The sequence below is a fragment of the Paenarthrobacter sp. NPDC091669 genome (genome assembly GCF_044756725.1).
Classification (GTDB): Bacteria; Actinomycetota; Actinomycetes; order Actinomycetales; family Micrococcaceae; genus Arthrobacter; species Arthrobacter bambusae_C.
Genome location: NZ_JBIVTK010000001.1, coordinates 38,756 through 53,746 on the forward strand (window position 1 = coordinate 38,756; position 14,991 = coordinate 53,746).

Here is a 14,991-nt window from a genome sequence, read left to right on the forward strand (position 1 = left end):
CAGGGTACTCCCCGGGGAAGCGACTCAACAGTCCTCACCTACCCAACCCAGGCCTTCCTCAGTTCCTCCCAGTGCTGGGCCTCCATGAGGCTGGCAGGTGTCACGGACACCGAAGTGGCCCCGCCGAGCGCCGCCTCCCTCAAAGCTGTACCGAACTCTCCCGGCGATATTCGGCCCTCATTGGACCAGAGTCCCACCGACAAGGACATGCGGGAGCCCGCGCGGCGGTTTATGGATTCAGCCAATTCCCGGGTCTTCGGGGACCGTTCGCTGTTGAGCCCCACGTACTCCCACACGTGAAGCCGGTCCACCTGCTTGAGCAGGAGATCGTAGTCATGTCCGCTGTCCGCCCGGTCTCCGGACGGTGAATCGCCCGGCGAGCGCACGTCCATGTCCAGATTGACACCATAAGGTTCGACGGCGGCACTCACCTTGCGCACAATGTCCGCCATGGCTTCGCTGCGCCAAGTATGGATTCGTGGGTCTGAAGTATCGATGGTTCCGTCACCATTTCGGGGCCAGTCCGTGGAACCGGTGGTGACTTTGAAGTCCTTGAGATCGTTGCCGCCGAAAGTGAAGTCGTCGAACATGAGCTCTGTGAGGTTCACTGCCGAGGGCTTGTACTTCTTGGCCACAGCAGCGGCGAGGGAAGCCAGGCGGGTACCGGCCGCGCCGTGCCTCAATGACCACACACTCGCAAAGGCATCGGATGCCGCCCCGTCAACGTTCCTCCCGGCAAGGGCAGGATCCTCCTTCAGCGCGCGGTCCAATAAGACGTCGATGGTCAGGATGACATCGCGCTTGCTTCCGTCATCCGCAGTCTCCAGCGCTGTGATGGCCTCTGCCACGAAGTCCCGTCCTGACCGGGAGACCTCACTGGATTCCGCCCCGGATTGGTCCGGCCACGGGAAGGCTGTCCAATCGGTGCGTCCAACGGAGATGGACACCGCCGTGGCACTGACTGAGTCCAAACGTTCTGAGAGTTTCCCAAGGTAGCCGGGCTCACTGTTCACCACGTCCTCAAAGCCCAGGTTGACCATGCGGTCTGCAGGCTTGGGAAGTGGTTCCCCGGCGCACGAGGCCATCGTCAGGGTCAAGGCCAGCAGGGCGCCTGCGATGGCTGAGGCTGCGCGTTTCACGCGCTCACCTCTTTCGGGAGTTTGGCCTCAGCAGCAATCACGCTGATGACACCGGTTCGTTGTAACTTGTTCCATTTGGCCGGGGTGCCACGGATCTCCTTGACGATTGCGCTGGCCAACGCCAGTCCAACGAACACCGAATAGAAAGGCCATAACGGCAGGGTCCAAAGAAATCGCAGATCCTGCCATGACCGGTTAAGACCAATGGAAAAACACACCAAGGCCAGAGACACAAAAAGGCCCAACCATCCAAGAATCGCGAAGACCTGGCCCGGGACCGGACCTTCACCGGCAATATAGAGGAAGGGCAGGACCGCCAGGATGGCCAGTTGCAGCACGGGGATCACCACCATGGTGATGGCGTTGAACACCAGGAACATGCCAAACAGTCCGTATCGCCGCCGCCCGAGCATCCCGACGTGCATCCGGAGTGTTTGCAGCAATCCGCGCGACCATCGCACGCGCTGGCGCCACAGACCTCCCATGGTGGAGGGTGACTCAGCGTAGACCAGGGCGCTGGGCTGGAAGCGAACCCGGTAGCCGGCCTTGTAGACCCTCCACGTCAGTTCGAGGTCTTCACCAAGGGTGTCCTCGTGGAATCCGCCCATTTGCCGTACGAGTTCGCTCCGGAAGGCGCCAATGTTCCCGGAAACGATGGGCAGGCAGTGCAACAAGGAAAGGGCCCTGCGGACCAGACCCGTGCCAACGTGGCTCAGGACGGCAAGCATCATGGTTTGGACACGGTTCAAGTTCACGGGCCGGTCATCGCCGCAGACCGCTCCCACTTTTGGATGGTCGAAACCTTCCAACATGTTCATGAGTGTGTCCGGTGCAAAGATCCCGTCAGCGTCAACAAACATCAGGATGTCGCCGTGCGCTGCGTCGATTCCATAGTTGAGGGCTGCCCCCTTCCCGGCGTTCGTCTGCGAAAGAAAGCGCACCCTGTCATACTGCTCCGCCAGTCCCGCCATAATGCATGCGGTGGAATCGGTGGAACCGTCGTCTACCAAAATGACCTCAAGCCGCAGATACCTGCTCGCCAGGATCGACTCGACGCATTTAGTGATGACCACGGCTTCGTTGTAGCCGGGGACGATGACAGACACCAAGGGCCGCTGGCTGAGAACGGAGTAGCGATGCTTTGGAGGTTTGGAGCGGTGGAACCAGTTGAAATACAAGGCCAGTGGAACATAGGCGATCTTGACCGCTCCGAAACTCAGGATCACCAAGCCGCCACACTGGACGAACACCCTGGCCGCGTCAACCAAACTCACACAGTCCGTCCCAGCATTGGCCCGCGGGCATAACTCCGCAGGACCCGTTCCAGGAGTTCCGGGGCGTAGGCACTGTTGGCACCAAACCTGGCGTTGACCTCCAGAACTACCGGAGTTCCGTCCCACATGCGGCGGACGTCAACGTCGACGGGACCGGCCAGGCCCAGTGCGGCGGAGGCTGCTTCCGCTATCCGGGCGATGTCGGGAGCTTCCGGCGTATGCACTCTCCTTACCGAGAGCGCGTTGCCGACGCGACCGTGTTTAAGCTCTGTCTTCTCCAGCACCACCACAAGATCGTCCTGTTCCGACTCCTGCCAGGGCCGATAAACCACAGGTGCGTACTCTGTGCCCGGTGCAAAGCGCTGCACGATCCAGGAATCATCCAATGAGGACCATACGCGCGTGGCGTTTCTTCCGCCGTCGGCAGCCCTTTCCAGGACCTGGACTCCGCGTCCACCGCGTGATACCCGGGGCTTGACCACCAAGGAGCCGCCAAAACGGGCCATTGCCTCATTGATTGAGCTGAAATCCCCCGGCAACGCGAAATCCGGAACACCCACATCGGCGTTGGCAAGGCATTTCATGGTGAGGTATTTGTCATTCGCGATCCGCACGGGCGCCGGGTCCGCGATCACGGTCTCTACTCCCGGAGCGAAATCGTCCCTGGCCTCCGCCACCAACACAAGCTCGTCGCTGACGGTTGGCACCACCAGTTCTACCTCATGAGCGGCTACGAGTCCGCGAAGTTCCCACAAGTAGCCGGGTGCATTTGAGGGTGACACCACAGACACGGCGTCCGCCACCGAAGAATGGACCTGATTCATATCGACGCCCAGAACCCAATGTCCTTGGTTCACCAACTGACGTGCCAAGGAATACCCTGCCGGCCCGCCAACCCCCGTCACCAGAACGCGTACCATTAGAACTCCCCTACGGCAGAGCCGAGCAATCGAACAGGTTCAAAACCTTCTGCATAAGTGGTCTTGACCTGTGAACCCCGGAAGGCCGCGAGACTGCGGACCCTTTCAGCGCTCATGTACGGCTTGCCCTTTTGATTCCGGTGCATACCCACGGCATGGATTTTTACGTCCACGTACCCGGCGATGTCCACGAAAACGCTGGGATCGAACTGCCGGGTGGATGACGGACTCTCAAAACACAGAATGGAGGAGTGCCGCCGCGCCGCCCGCATAGTCGCACTATGGACCGCTTGGTGGTCCTGGTGGTAGTCATTGCGGGAATGCGTGATGACAACGTCCGGACGGAAGTCCTCAATGGCTTCCTCGATCGCTTTCACCATCTCCTGCCCATGCTCGGACAAGTTGGTGTCTTGGAAGTGATGGACCTGCACTGCAGTGGCGCCCATGAAGCCCGAGCCTGCAGCAGCCTCCGTTACGCGGACTCGGCTGTCTCCGCCCTTGCTCCCGGTACTCATCACCATGGTCCTGACGTCATGGCCGGCGTCGGACAACTTGGCCAGCGTGGCGCCACAGGCCAATTCCAGATCATCAGGGTGCGCACCGATGGCGAGCACCCTTCTAGGCTGGGCAGCCACCCTATATCGGATCCGAAACGCCGGGGCAACAAGGCACGCAACGATCAGCCCTGCGCCTGCAAGCACAACCACGGTATTCAGCCAGGAAGGATGCGTCCGTCCCACTGCGCACCCCGCAAGGGCCAGCAGCAGCAAACTTCCCAAACCGGCCAACGTCCAACGGAGCCTGTTCGGTGAACTGAACTTCCGCGCGAACCAGTTCCGGCCAGCTGGAACCAAAGCCCAGACGGCCACCAGAATCCCCAACAAACCAGCAACGGCGAACAGCGTTGCTTCCATAATGCCCCCATAATGCGTAGCGAATTAGCACGGTTCCCATCTCCGGAGACCGCCGTAGAAGTAGTGAGCAGGGACGGAGATTCGTGACGCTGCCTAAGAATTCGGTTTAGTAGCGGTACTCAAACTCCCCGGTGGCCAGGCCATTCCCGCTCAGCGAGTACCTCAGTACGCCGTCGGTCTTATGGCGCTTGGATTGCACAGTCACATGGAAGTGCAGATCGCTGCGCTGGACGGAATCCGTGGTGCACGTTACTTCTGTGCCACCCGCCATGGAACACGACCAGCCTTCTGGTGCCTCGATGGAGCTCTCCACGATCCGTGAATCCCGGCCCACTGCAAACACCGCCGTACCTGCCCCTAAGGGCCGGGTGCCTGAGGCACTGAAGTCGACTTCCATGGCAGCGCCGCGGAAGTAGCTCTCAGAGGTGCGCTTGGCAGTACCGGAGACCTGTGCCCGTCCAGATTGGGTGGGCACCGCAGAGGGAACTGGTACAGGCGTCGTGGGGCTGGACGTCGGAACCGGAACCGGAACGGGATCCGGCTCCGGGACTGGTGGCGGCACGGGCTCCGTTGACGGCTCCGGCACTGACACCGAAGGTGTGGTTTCCACCGGCGCCGGCTGGACCAAGGCCGATGGGGCAGGGGCCGGTGTACTGGTTCGGGACGCTGAAGGTGTTACGAGTGCTGTGCCCTTATCCAACGGAGGGGCGCCGGTTTCGACGGCGCGCTCTTCCATATAGGCGTCAGGGGTTAGTTGGTCCACTATTCCCACTGCTCCCAAGACCAGTCCCACGCTTGCCGCTGCAATGACGGCCATCACGGCAGGTTTCGCAAGGGTGGGAACAACCAGCACCGCCTTTGCCGGCGCCATCCCGCCAAGGATCCCCAGCCCGCCCCCTTTTGCCGCCCACGCAGCCACTGGGATACCCGTCACCAGCGGAAGAAGCACCACCCGCATGCTGTTCTCGACGTCCTTCAATTCTGCAAGGGCTGCCGTGCATTTGGAGCAGCCGTTCAGATGCTCGCGAACCTTGCGCTCCGTGGCACTGGAGAGTCCGCCCCGGAGGTAGTTACCCAGTTTCGTGACGAACGCGGCACATCCGTCATCAGGCTGATCTGCGATATGGAATTGGAGGTAATGCCGCCTCAACCCCTCACGTGCTCGGAGCGCCAGTGCAGAAACCGCGTTGGCGGACAGCCCAAGAATGGGAGCGACGGCCGCCGGCTTCATGCGCTCGACGTCCAGGTACCACAGCACAGCTTGCCAACGTTCCGGCAAGGCACGGAACGCTTTGGCCACTGTTCGTGATTCGAAGGCGCTGACTGCTGTATCGGAATCTGCCAGAGTTTGGTCCAGGACAGATTCGTCACTGCTTGGCAGGACCTTGCCGGCTTTTCGATTCCGTTGGTGGGACAGCCGGGTTACCGTGGACAACAAGTACGCCCGGAAGAAGGTATCCGGCCCCTTCCCTGCCACCAGACTTTGCAGGACAGACTGGAACGCCTCCGCAACTACGTCCTCGGCATCGCTGGGATTGTCCACGTTGCGCTTGGCTACGGCGGAGGCGATGGAAACGTGGCGCTCATAGAGCCCGTCGAATGCCGACATCTCGCCGGCACGGACCATCCCAATGAGGTGCCCGTCGCTATCGATGTCGACGCCCACTTGACTGTCCACTTGTGACCTTCGTGCCATCTAAGGCACCCCCAAACCGTAAATAATCCTGCCCATATCTATTGAGTGGGGGTCGGAGGCCAGACGTGACGCGGTTTATACACTGTCTTTAGCAACGATTTTGCCGTCCGCTTCGTCACGAAACGGCTTTTCCGCACACTCTTCGGATATGACATCGTTCCGGACTAAATCATTCGCGGAGTGCACGTTCTCGCGGCACCTTTTGCTGCGTAGATGGCAGACCACCAGTTACCAGACAGGCTGGCGATTCCATGCTGACTGGTTCTTGCCCGAAGTCCGGACCGTCGTCACGTCACTGGCGGCCAGCGCATCCGTTCCGGCACCTGCAGCAAAATCGCTCGGTGCCGCGCGGGCCAGGAATGGCGTAAGCATCGGTGAGACCATGACTGATTTCCGGGCACTCTTTTCAGCCGCGGAGAGAACCCTGGACGTCGATGCCCTGCAGTCAGTGGCGGAAGGCTGGGCTGAGGTTGCAGAAACGGCGCCGCCGATCTCGTGCACGGATGTCTACACGGGACTGGCCACGCAAGCACACTTCCAGCGGCGGATCCATGAAGTCTCATCAATGGGGACCGGGCCCGATTGCCCGGACGCACACGCCATCGCCATCATCTCCATCGCCGGGCCCCGAGACAGCCGGAGCCATTGCTGGACCCTGTTGGCCCGGTTGGGAGAAACCGTCAAAGGGCAACTGCATGGCACCGGCGCAATGGCCATGTACCAAAACTCCGCCGTGCATGTGCTGTTCCCTTTCAGTGAAAGCAACCTGTGCAGGCTGATGGAGTGCAAAGCCGCACTGGAAGCTTTGGGGGATGGCGCCCTGGGCCCCGCTCGGCTGCGGTTCTACCCGCTGTCTTCCGCTGCCGCAGCGGTGGCCGCCGCCACGGCAACAGCAGCTCAGGACTCATCCTGCGAAACAAAATAGGCGGCTCCCGTATGACGCCGTCACGAACCAGCATGGCCCAACACTCATCTATTGACGGAGCATCTCACCACGGATTCTAAGGACCATCCAGCACATGAAAAATCAGATCCATCTAAAAACCGCGTCATTGGTGGCCGCCCTTCTGGCGGCTGTCATGGCCGTCCTGGGGCTGGGCATGTCTGCCATGCCCGCCAGTGCTGCAGAGCTGAAAGACGCGGAAATCACCCTTAAGACGGAATCAGTAGTTTCCAGTCAGTGGGACCAAGTGGATTTGACGTGTGAATGGTCCGTGCCGGACAACTCCCGGCCAGGTGACACCTTCAGCATCCAACTGCCACCGGAACTGCGCTGGTTTGGAGCCACCTCATTTGACCTGCAGAATCCTGACGGCGAAACAGTGGCCACCGCAATGGCAAACGACTCAGGTCTGGTGGTCTTCACGCTGACGGACTTTGTGGCCGCACAGCCCCTCAATGTCGGCGGAACGTGTTCCTTCAGCACCCAATACTCGGTTGATCCCGGAGACAGCGAAATTGAAGAACTGAGCTTCACTGTCGGCTCCACCGTGCTGCGCGTCCCAGTGGTTGTTCAGCCTTGCACATCGGAGTGCGGTCCGTCCCTCCCGACAGAAGCCGGCAAGGCCATGTGGTGGACAGACCCCGCCCAAACAGTCCTGGAGTCCGTCTTCTACATGCCGCCGATGCCCGCGAGGACCAACGATGTTGTGGTCACCGATACTCCTTCGGCAGGAATGGAAATCGACTGCAGCCGGATCACTCCCCGGGTTGGCTTCGTACTGAACGCCGACGGGAACATCACCGAGCCTTATGCCAACGAGCAGCACCCGGCCACCCTCGACTGCACTCCTGAGAAACTCACGGCCAGCTGGACCCGCCTTCCTGAAGGCCTTCACGTAGAGCTCTATGTCGTAACCCAGGTCACCGAACCGGCAATGGATGTCTACGAGAACAGCGGAACCGTCACCATCTCGGGGCGGGAGACACCCGTGACTGCCCAGACCCGCCGGAGCAGCGGAAGCGGCACAGGCAACGGAACCCCGACGCCCACGCCCACCCCGACGCCCACAGCAACGCCAACCCCGTCGGCAACCGCAACGCAGACCGCGACGCCCACGCCCACGGCCACCCCGACGCCCACAGCAACACCAACCCCGTCGGCAACCGCAACGCAGACGGCAACGGCAACACCCACGCCCAGCCCGAGCCCAAGCACCGCCACCCCGACTGCCACGTCCAGGCCCACTGAAACGGATGAGCCGATTGTCGTGACCACCGAACCCCTGGTTGTGGCACCCACAGAGAACCCGACGGAGCCTGCTGCAGAGGAGCCTGAGGAGCCGTTGGCAAACACGGGCACGCAGGGAGCGGCATTCGTCTTCATAGCGGCCGCTCTGCTGGCTGTCGGATCATTGCTCGCCTTCGCGGGATCACGTTGGTCCGGGCGGAGGTCTCACTAACAAGGCCCGCTGAGGGTTGGATCGACTGATGGGCGGGGCACCCGGTGCCTTGCCCATCCGTCGATTTCTTAGTCTCGGCCCGCGCTGGCATGAGTTGGGGGCCAGCGCGGGCCGTTCCACTGTAGCGGGGCTGCCCCGACTCGAATTCGGAGCCATGCCGGCCCCGACTCGAGTTCAGGGAATGCGCGCGCCCGGCGCATAGTTGAGCAAAGTGCAATCACGCCACGTGCCGCGCAGACAAGCCGAGGAGACCCATGAGCTCGCCCACCACAGCAACCGATGCCCAGCTGGCCCGTTGGGAGCGGTTCCGTGCGGGCCGGCACACAGCGCTGGCAACCGAACACGGCTGGCTGACCCTGACCTCGTTCCAGTGGCTGGAGTCGGACCCGGCCCAGGTCGAACTCGCCCCCGGTCTGTGGTCAACTGACGGTTCTACTGCTTTTCTTTCCGCGAGCGCAGCGGACGGCCTCACGTTCGTCCAGACCGGCGAGCCTGTGGAAGGGACAGTCAGTGCAGTCCTGCAGGATGAAGAGTCACTGATGTGGGTTCAGTACGGTGGCGACGACGGTCAACAAGTGGTGGTGGAACTTGCCATGCGTGCGGACAAGTATGCCATCCGCACCCGGGACAACAGCTCTCCCGTGCTTACGGAGTTCCACGGCGTCCCCAGCTACGACTACAACCCCGAGTGGGTCATCCAAGGACGCTTCGAAGCCTACGAGGAGCCTCGCGATGTTCCCATCGGCACAGCCAATCCGTTGGTGGACGGGGTCCATCGCTCAGTGGGAGAAGTCATATTCCGGGTACCGGGTGTCCCCCATGAAATCCGGCTCCACGCGGAGGAAGAGAAGCTGGGGGCCCTCAACGTGACTTTCCATGATGAGACCAACGGCGCCACCACGGACGAGTGGCGGAAGGTCTTCATTCCGAAACCCCGCCCGGACGGATCCGTGGTGATCGACTTCAACCGCAGCATCAACTACCCCAGCGCCTTCACTCCGTACGGCACCTGCCCCATGCCGGTGCGGGGCAATTCGATCGACGTACGGGTGGAAGCCGGCGAGAAACTTCCCCAAGACTGAATGACGGACCGCCAAGCCCACCCGGACTAGGTGATTGCTGAAACCCCCGTTACTGCGCGGCCAACGATCAACGAATTGATCTCGTAGGAGCCCTCATAGGTGTAGATGGCTTCAGCGTCTGCGAAGATTTTGGCGATCCTGTAGTCGGTGACAATTCCGTTTCCGCCCAGAATGGACCGACCCAGAGCCACTGTTTCCCGCATGCGGGCGCTGCAGTAGGCCTTGGCGAGGGCCACCTGGGCCATGTCGGCGCCGCCGTGCCGAATGCCTTGGGCATCCGTGGAGATGTCTTCCTGCAGCTGGGCGATCCTCACCATCATCCCCATGCTGGCTACCGCGTTTCCCAGCATGTCCACCAAGTGTTGCTGGATGAGTTGGAATTTAGCGAGCGGCTTTCCGAACTGCATGCGCTCGACGGCGTACTGCCGGGCAACGTCGAACGCCGCCAGTTGCTGGCCTACGGCTTGCCAGGCAACCATGATCCGGGAGCCTCGCAGCAGATGGTTGGTGTCGGAGAAGCTGCTGATCCCGGCGAAGCGATCCGATTCGGCGACTTCGACGTCCACGAACCGGATGTCGGCGTTCTGCACCGTCCGCAGCGCGATCTTGTTTTCAATGCGGCTGCGGGTGATGCCAGGCAGGGAAGCGTCAACGATGAACGCGCGGATTGCTCCGTCGGCTTCGTCTTTGGCCCACACCAGCATGTAGTCGCAGAATGTCCCGTTGCCAATCCAGCGTTTGGCGCCGTTGACCACCCAGTAGTCACCGCCGTCGGACGCTGCCCGTTGGACCCTGCGCGCTGTAGTCTCCATGCCGCCTGCCACGTCGGACCCATGGTTCGGCTCGGTGAGCGCGAAGGCGCCGGTGGTGCGCAGGTTTGAGGCGTCGTCGAGGTAGCGGTCCTGTTGTGAGTCGCTTCCAAAGTCGTACAGCGACTCAACGAAGAGGTCGTGGTGGACCATGAAGAACGTGGCGATCGAGGTATCCACCCGGGTCATCTCGGCGATCACCAGGCCGGCGAACAGGTGCGTGTACCCCCGTTGGGCCGGCGCACTGAGCCGCAGCGCCGCGAGCTTGGGCAGGATGTGTTCCGGGAACTCGGCCTTTTCCCACCATTGCCCGGCGTAGGGGGCGATTTCCGAGGCAAGGAAGGCCCGGAGTTCGTTGAGTTTCCGCTGTTCCTGGACGCTGAGCAGTGACTCGAAGTCGAAGAAGTCCGCGGTGGGCAGCCCCGCCACCGAGGAAGGTATCGCACCGGAGAAAGGCATCGTTCCTGCTGAGCCCGCAGGCACCGCCCCGGCAGCAGGGGAATCCGCACCGCCGTTGTAGTCGCCCATCATTTGATTCCCATGCGGATGGCGCCGTCCAGCCGGATGGTTTCACCGTTCAGCATGGCGTTCTCAACGATGTGCGCAGCCAATTGTGCGTATTCGGCCGCACGGCCCAGCCGCGCTGGATGCGGGACCTGCTGGCCCAGTGAATCCTGTGCGGCTTGCGGAAGACCGGCCATCATGGGTGTTTCAAAAATGCCGGGCGCTATGGTGGCCACCCTGATCAGGGAACGTGCGAGCTCGCGGGCCAATGGCAAGGTCATGGCCGCCACGGCACCTTTCGAGGCAGCATAGGCAGGCTGGCCAATCTGACCTTCGAACGCGGCCACGGATGCGGTGTTGATGATAACGCCGCGCTCGGGCCCGCCCAGTTCGGTGGAAACCGGTTCCGTCTCCACCATGGCTGCGGCGGCGAGCCGGACCACGTTGAAGGTTCCCACGAGGTTGATTTGGATGACTTTATTGAACGTTTCCAAGGGCAGCACGCCGTCGCGTCCCAGCACCTTGCCGGGAGTGGCGATCCCGGCACAGTTGACGACGATCCGCAGCGGGCCAAGGGCGGTTGCAGCGTCGACGGCGGCCTGAACCTGCGCTTCATTGGTGACGTCCGCTGGGACAAAGACAGCCCGCGGACCAGAACCTGCGCCCCAGGCGTTCAGTTCTGCGGCGTACGTGTCCCCTGCCGACTGCGGCAGGTCCACCAGGACCACCGACGCTCCGGCATCGAACAACCGCTTCGCGGTGGCGGCCCCCAGCCCTGATGCCCCACCGGTAATCAGCGCGACCGTGCCCTTGATGTCCATTCATCCTCCTTGATGCAGACCCAAATCCGTTAATGCATGTTAACTGGAATTGTGAGCCGGCGCACCCTCGGTAGGCTGGGGCCATGCCCGCCGACGCTTTCGCTGCCGACCAGCCACTCCCCCTCACCGACCCGAACGAGTGGGCAACGCGCGCCAACCAGGCCGCCCGATCAGTGACGCGGACCTTCGGGCGGCGCCTGCTGTTCCTTCCCGGAACTCACATCGGAGCGGTCAGCCTTCCCGCCAACACCCTCCGCAGCGTCGTTGGTCCTTGGCATTACTGGTGGCAGGCGCACTACGTCGATTGCCTGGTGGACGCCGGTCGCCGTGAATTGGCCACTGCAACAAAGTTCGACGGCGTCTCCCGCCCCAGTGCGGGCAGGCTCGCTTCGCGGCTGGTCACCACCATCCGGTTGCGGAACCTGCTGAGGTTCGAGAACCACTTCTATGACGACATGGCGTGGCTTGCCCTCTCCACGCACCGGCTGGAGATGCTGGCGGAGGAAACCAAGAAACCGGGTCGACGGCGTAACGCGTACGTCCGTAAGAAGCTATCCCTGCAGTTCCACTCGGCCTCCACGGACGATCTGGGCGGCGGAACGTTTTGGAGCACCCAACGGGACTTCAAGAACACCCCTGCCACAGCTCCCGTAGCGCTCTACTTTGCGCGGACCGGGCGCAGGGAACGGGCGCAGTCGCTGGTGGCGTGGCTCAACAGCAGGCTCTTCGACCCGCAACGGGGTGTGTATATGGATGGACTTCGCATCCGCAATGGCGAGACCGTCCTCGAGGAGGCCGTCTACACCTACAACCAAGGCCCCATCCTGGGTGCTTTGCTGGAACTTGGGGGCCAGGAGAACCTGGATCGTGCTGCACAGCTGGTGGAGTCGGTGTCCCGCGAACTGACGGTCCCCGGAACACGTGTCATCCATGGTGACGGCACTGGCGACGGCGGGCTTTTCACCGGCATCCTGGTCCGCTACCTGGCACTCGCTGCGCGGGACCGACGGTTGCCGGCAACGGCTCGGGACACTGCCCGGGCCTTGGTTCAAGCTACGGCTGAAGCATTCTGGCGGACGCGCCGTGGAGCGCCGGAACTGCGGCGCACCAAAGCCCCCACCGAAGCCCCCGCACTCATTTTTTCGCCCAATCCCCTGCGGCCGGCGGCCGAGACGTATCCGGTGGGTGCCGCCGTCGAACTTTCCACGCAGCTTCAAGCCTGGATGACGCTGGAAGCTGCGGCCACGCTCTAACCGTCGCTGGCAGGCGGGCGCTTCTTCTGCGGATACGGCGTTTCGTGCCGGGCGAGCATCTCCACGAACCCGGCAATCTTGCGGGCCCGTGTCTCTGCCCGTTTCACCCCGTTGGTGCGGTGGATCAGGGCGAAGCGGTTTTGGGAGGTCAGGACCTCGAACATCGCCTGCGCTTCCGGCACCGCGGCGATGGCAGCAGCCAGATCGTCAGGGACCACGGAGTCCGCGGGACCTGCATAGGCCGCTTCCCAGCGGCCATCAGCCTTGGCGGCTTCGACGGCGGCACGTCCGGCGTCGGTCATCCTGCCCTCGGATTCCAGCCGGGCAATGTGGCCTACGTTCCGGGCCGACCAGATGCTTTTGCGGCCCCGCGGCGTCATGCGCTGCATGTAGCTTTGGTCGTCGCGGCTCTTCGCTTGACCGTCGATCCATCCGAAGCACAGTGCCTCATCCAGGGCGGCGTCGTAGTCCAGCTCCGTGAGCGTGCCACCTTTCTTGTGCAGGATCAGCCACACTCCCGGGCTCTCGGCAGCGTGCGTCGAGAGCCAGTCACGCCATGCGGCGCCGTCTTTGAGAAGGAGTTCCGGAAGCTCAAGGGGCATGAGCCTATTCTGCTGTGCAATGGGCGGCCCCAGGCAAGGCCACGCGGCATAGGCTGGGAAGTGACGACCCAGCCCAGGAGGACCAATGCTGCGAGCCCGCCCTACCCACTACACGTCCCGCCCTGATCAGTGGTCCACGCTCCTCCAAGCGCTGGGGCTGGTGAAGACCGTGGACGACGACGCCTGGTGGGAGTTCGACGCCGGTTCGGGTCGCCTCGCGGTGGGCTTCGTGGAACACGGCCACCCGTTGGACGGCTCCACAATCTTCGGTGTGGAGGTGGGCAACCTGGCGGAATTTGCGCGCCGCACCGAGGAAGACGGCACCCAGGCAGACTGGAACGAAACCCAGAACGGACCCACCGTGCGGATCTCTGCCGAGGACGGTTTCGAGTTCTTCGCGTTCCCTGCGACTAGGGCAGCCGATGGCACCTGGGCCACGTCCACGGAGGCTGACCCAGCGCTGGCCGTAGTAGGCAACTGGATCAGTCCCTTCGTGGGCCTTGCGGCCAACGATCTGCGGAACATCGGCGCCCGGCCGCGCACGGAGGACGACGAATCAGCCACGTTCACTACCAAGAACGGCGGCATCCTGCGGGCGATCCACGGCGCGGACAGCGCCAACGGGGATCTCTCCTTCGAGTACGACGGCGGGTTGGAACGGTTGTTGCGCCGGCTCACCGAAGCGAAAATCGAGGCCCGGATCAGCGAGGACGTGCTGTACGTCGCCAACCCGGATGCTGCGGGCGGCGCAGCGCCGGCGTCGATCGTGATCGAACAATCACCAGCGCAGCCGAGGACCGTGTAGTAGGGCTGATTCCCGGCAGGGATGGGCTGGATGGCCCGAACCTGGTCATGGCGCTGTATTTTGCATAACACCCGGGAAGCCGCTCGGCTCGATTCTGGCCCTCTAATACCGCCGAGAGCGTAACCTCGCAGCCACCGGAACGCCACCAAGGAAGTTCGGCTGGGGATGGGGTAGAACTTAACCATGAGCGTACGTACACCCGACCCGTATCCAGGCTGGCTTTCAGATGAAGACCTCTTCGAAGCCCGCGGCCGACTCCCCATGGTCTATGTGGAGGCCGTTCCGGTCAGGTTGGATCCGCTTGGGTACGTGAACGAAGTTGGCACGCTTCTGCAGGGCGACGCCGACGGCAACATGGTCCGCTACCTCGTCTCCGGCCGCGTCCTCTACCGCGAGACCATCCGCGCAGCACTCCTGCGTCACATGGAGAAGGACCTCGGTCCCTTGGCCTTCCCGCAGCTCCCCATCAGCCCTGTCCCCTTCACTGTGGCCGAATATTTCCCGGCACCCTCCCAGACCGGCTTTACGGATGACCGCCAGCACGCTGTTTCCCTGGCCTACATCATCCCCGTGACCGGCGAATGCGAACCCCGGCAGGACGCACTGGAACTCACGTGGATGACGCCCCAGGAGGTGCTGAGCGAGAACGTCCAGCAGGAATTCGACGGCGGACGCGGGAACCTCGTGCGCCAGGCGCTGGCTTTTTCGGGCATCGTTCTCTAGCGGGTCCCCGCACCTGCACCAGCCGCCCTTTGTAGACTGGACGGCGG

General features: G+C 62.6%; 15 protein-coding genes. 6 read left to right on the forward strand and 9 right to left on the reverse strand.

The features are described from left to right. Positions 1-38 precede the first annotated feature (38 nt). The 6 genes from ACIQLI_RS00160 to ACIQLI_RS00185 all read right to left on the reverse strand — a co-directional run bounded on the left by ACIQLI_RS00160 (position 39) and on the right by ACIQLI_RS00185 (position 6,315). Complete coding sequence (locus ACIQLI_RS00160) at positions 39-1,139, reverse strand: hypothetical protein (protein WP_400383752.1); 1,101 nt, start codon at positions 1,137-1,139, stop codon at positions 39-41. Then, entirely contained in the window at positions 1,136-2,413 is a 1,278-nt protein-coding gene (locus ACIQLI_RS00165; RefSeq protein WP_400383755.1) for a glycosyltransferase, read from the reverse strand. Before ACIQLI_RS00165 ends, ACIQLI_RS00160 begins: the two co-directional genes overlap by 4 nt. Continuing rightward, the gene (locus ACIQLI_RS00170) at positions 2,410-3,333 is read right to left on the reverse strand and encodes an ATP-grasp domain-containing protein (protein WP_400383758.1); all 924 of its coding nucleotides are present in this window, start codon (positions 3,331-3,333) and stop codon (positions 2,410-2,412) included. Before ACIQLI_RS00170 ends, ACIQLI_RS00165 begins: the two co-directional genes overlap by 4 nt. Continuing rightward, positions 3,333-4,247: a PIG-L deacetylase family protein gene (locus ACIQLI_RS00175; protein WP_400383761.1), complete on the reverse strand. Its 915-nt coding sequence runs from the start codon at positions 4,245-4,247 to the stop codon at positions 3,333-3,335. The genes ACIQLI_RS00170 and ACIQLI_RS00175 overlap by 1 nt, the downstream gene beginning before the upstream one ends. Before the next feature lie 106 nt (positions 4,248-4,353). Further along, positions 4,354-5,925, reverse strand: coding sequence for a sigma-70 family RNA polymerase sigma factor (locus ACIQLI_RS00180; RefSeq protein WP_400383764.1), 1,572 nt, complete (start codon positions 5,923-5,925; stop codon positions 4,354-4,356). Between the two features lie 246 nt (positions 5,926-6,171). Further along, positions 6,172-6,315, reverse strand: coding sequence for a hypothetical protein (locus tag ACIQLI_RS00185; protein ID WP_400383767.1), 144 nt, complete (start codon positions 6,313-6,315; stop codon positions 6,172-6,174). 10 nt (positions 6,316-6,325) lie between these two features. Here ACIQLI_RS00185 and ACIQLI_RS00190 point away from each other — a divergent pair, with 10 nt between their 5' ends. From ACIQLI_RS00190 to ACIQLI_RS00200, 3 genes are all read left to right on the forward strand, one after another. After that, complete coding sequence (locus ACIQLI_RS00190; protein ID WP_400383770.1) at positions 6,326-6,868, forward strand: hypothetical protein; 543 nt, start codon at positions 6,326-6,328, stop codon at positions 6,866-6,868. Between the two features lie 94 nt (positions 6,869-6,962). Continuing rightward, on the forward strand, positions 6,963-8,345 hold the full coding sequence (locus ACIQLI_RS00195; RefSeq protein ID WP_400383773.1) for an Ig-like domain-containing protein: 1,383 nt from the start codon (positions 6,963-6,965) through the stop codon (positions 8,343-8,345). 254 nt (positions 8,346-8,599) lie between these two features. After that, the gene (locus ACIQLI_RS00200; RefSeq protein ID WP_400383775.1) at positions 8,600-9,427 is read left to right on the forward strand and encodes a DUF1684 domain-containing protein; all 828 of its coding nucleotides are present in this window, start codon (positions 8,600-8,602) and stop codon (positions 9,425-9,427) included. 26 nt (positions 9,428-9,453) lie between these two features. On the opposite strand, the gene ACIQLI_RS00205 is transcribed toward ACIQLI_RS00200, so the two are convergent. Both ACIQLI_RS00205 and ACIQLI_RS00210 read right to left on the reverse strand, forming a co-directional pair. After that, positions 9,454-10,695 carry an acyl-CoA dehydrogenase family protein gene (locus ACIQLI_RS00205; RefSeq protein WP_400384764.1) on the reverse strand — a complete coding sequence of 414 codons (1,242 nt, stop codon included), beginning with the start codon at positions 10,693-10,695 and terminating at the stop codon, positions 9,454-9,456. Positions 10,696-10,763: 68 nt separating this feature from the next. After that, complete coding sequence (locus ACIQLI_RS00210) at positions 10,764-11,561, reverse strand: SDR family NAD(P)-dependent oxidoreductase (protein ID WP_400383778.1); 798 nt, start codon at positions 11,559-11,561, stop codon at positions 10,764-10,766. A gap of 83 nt (positions 11,562-11,644) precedes the next feature. On the opposite strand from ACIQLI_RS00210, the gene ACIQLI_RS00215 reads away from it, so the two are divergent. Beyond that, entirely contained in the window at positions 11,645-12,814 is a 1,170-nt protein-coding gene (locus ACIQLI_RS00215) for a glycoside hydrolase family 76 protein (protein ID WP_400383781.1), read from the forward strand. Here the strand turns inward: ACIQLI_RS00215 and ACIQLI_RS00220 are convergent. Beyond that, the gene (locus tag ACIQLI_RS00220; protein ID WP_400383784.1) at positions 12,811-13,416 is read right to left on the reverse strand and encodes a YdeI family protein; all 606 of its coding nucleotides are present in this window, start codon (positions 13,414-13,416) and stop codon (positions 12,811-12,813) included. The genes ACIQLI_RS00215 and ACIQLI_RS00220 overlap by 4 nt on opposite strands. 85 nt (positions 13,417-13,501) lie before the next feature. On the opposite strand from ACIQLI_RS00220, the gene ACIQLI_RS00225 reads away from it, so the two are divergent. Beyond that, positions 13,502-14,221 (forward strand): hypothetical protein, encoded by a 720-nt coding sequence (locus ACIQLI_RS00225; RefSeq protein ID WP_400383786.1) that lies wholly within the window; start codon positions 13,502-13,504, stop codon positions 14,219-14,221. Positions 14,222-14,404: 183 nt separating this feature from the next. Then, positions 14,405-14,944, forward strand: coding sequence for an NUDIX hydrolase family protein (locus ACIQLI_RS00230; RefSeq protein ID WP_091465301.1), 540 nt, complete (start codon positions 14,405-14,407; stop codon positions 14,942-14,944). The last annotated feature ends 47 nt before the right edge of the window (positions 14,945-14,991 follow it).

What these genes read in the sequence shown, in the direction of transcription:
- ACIQLI_RS00170 (WP_400383758.1), bottom strand. Translation starts at nt 3,333, where the DNA reads ATGGTACGCGTTCTGGTGACGGGGGTTGGCGGGCCGGCAGGGTATTCC.
- ACIQLI_RS00175 (WP_400383761.1), bottom strand. Translation starts at nt 4,247, where the DNA reads ATGGAAGCAACGCTGTTCGCCGTTGCTGGTTTGTTGGGGATTCTGGTG.
- ACIQLI_RS00185 (WP_400383767.1), bottom strand. Translation starts at nt 6,315, where the DNA reads ATGCTTACGCCATTCCTGGCCCGCGCGGCACCGAGCGATTTTGCTGCA.
- ACIQLI_RS00190 (WP_400383770.1), top strand. Translation starts at nt 6,326, where the DNA reads ATGACTGATTTCCGGGCACTCTTTTCAGCCGCGGAGAGAACCCTGGAC.
- ACIQLI_RS00195 (WP_400383773.1), top strand. Translation starts at nt 6,963, where the DNA reads ATGAAAAATCAGATCCATCTAAAAACCGCGTCATTGGTGGCCGCCCTT.
- ACIQLI_RS00200 (WP_400383775.1), top strand. Translation starts at nt 8,600, where the DNA reads ATGAGCTCGCCCACCACAGCAACCGATGCCCAGCTGGCCCGTTGGGAG.
- ACIQLI_RS00205 (WP_400384764.1), bottom strand. Translation starts at nt 10,695, where the DNA reads ATGCCTTTCTCCGGTGCGATACCTTCCTCGGTGGCGGGGCTGCCCACC.
- ACIQLI_RS00210 (WP_400383778.1), bottom strand. Translation starts at nt 11,561, where the DNA reads ATGGACATCAAGGGCACGGTCGCGCTGATTACCGGTGGGGCATCAGGG.
- ACIQLI_RS00215 (WP_400383781.1), top strand. Translation starts at nt 11,645, where the DNA reads ATGCCCGCCGACGCTTTCGCTGCCGACCAGCCACTCCCCCTCACCGAC.
- ACIQLI_RS00220 (WP_400383784.1), bottom strand. Translation starts at nt 13,416, where the DNA reads ATGCCCCTTGAGCTTCCGGAACTCCTTCTCAAAGACGGCGCCGCATGG.
- ACIQLI_RS00225 (WP_400383786.1), top strand. Translation starts at nt 13,502, where the DNA reads ATGCTGCGAGCCCGCCCTACCCACTACACGTCCCGCCCTGATCAGTGG.
- ACIQLI_RS00230 (WP_091465301.1), top strand. Translation starts at nt 14,405, where the DNA reads ATGAGCGTACGTACACCCGACCCGTATCCAGGCTGGCTTTCAGATGAA.